Here is a 754-nt window from a genome sequence, read left to right as displayed (position 1 = left end):
GTACGCAGGCTGGCCCGCGAGGGCTGGGCCGTCGTCGCCGTGGACCGCTGCGAGGACGACCCCGACGTGCCCTACCCGCTGGCCGACCCGGAACAACTGGACCTCCTGGCCCGGGGGTTCCCGCTGGTCCGCACGGTCAGAGCGGACGTCCGCAACCCGGCCGCGCTGCAGGCCGCCGTGCAGGTGGCCGAGCGCGAGTTCGGCGGTCTCGACGCCGCCGTGGCCGCCGCTGCCGTCATGCTCGGCGGCGGCCCGGTCTGGGAACAGACCGACGCGCAGTGGCGGACCCTGCTCGACGTCGACGTCATGGGCGTGGCCCACCTCGCCCGCGCCGCCGTGCCCGCCCTGCTGCGCAGGCCGCAGCCCCGCACCGGCCGGTTCGTCGCCCTTGCCTCGGCCGCCGCGCACCGCGGACTGTGGGGGCTCGGCGCCTACTGCGCCGCCAAACACGCCGTGGTCGGCCTGGTCCGCGGCCTGGCCTGCGACCTGCGGGACACCGGCGTGAACGCGCTCGCCGTGTCACCCGGCTCGACCCGCACGGACATGCTGCGCGCCACGGCCGACCTCTACGAGCTGCCGGAGGTCGACAAGCTCGCCGAACAGCAGCTCACCGGACGCCCCCTGGAACCCGAGGAGGTGGCCGCCGTGGTGGCCTGGGCCTGCTCGGCCGACTCCTTCGCCGTCACCGGCTCCGTACTCCACGCGGACGGGGGATTCACCGCCTGACACTCGTCCGCTCACATCTACTCGGTGC

The 754-nt window shown here is 75.2% G+C and carries 1 protein-coding gene; it reads left to right on the top strand.

The annotated features are described in order from the left end of the window. A partial coding sequence (locus tag ACTWQJ_RS51960; RefSeq protein ID WP_443313292.1) for a mycofactocin-coupled SDR family oxidoreductase occupies positions 1-726 on the top strand: 726 nt, incomplete at its 5' end. Positions 727-754: the final 28 nt, after the last annotated feature.

Source organism: Streptomyces sp. KR55 (assembly GCF_052245645.1).
In the GTDB taxonomy this organism is placed as follows: Bacteria; Actinomycetota; Actinomycetes; order Streptomycetales; family Streptomycetaceae; genus Streptomyces; species Streptomyces flavusporus.
The sequence above is the reverse complement of the archived record's forward strand: the minus strand, read 5'-3'. Positions and strand labels throughout refer to the sequence as shown.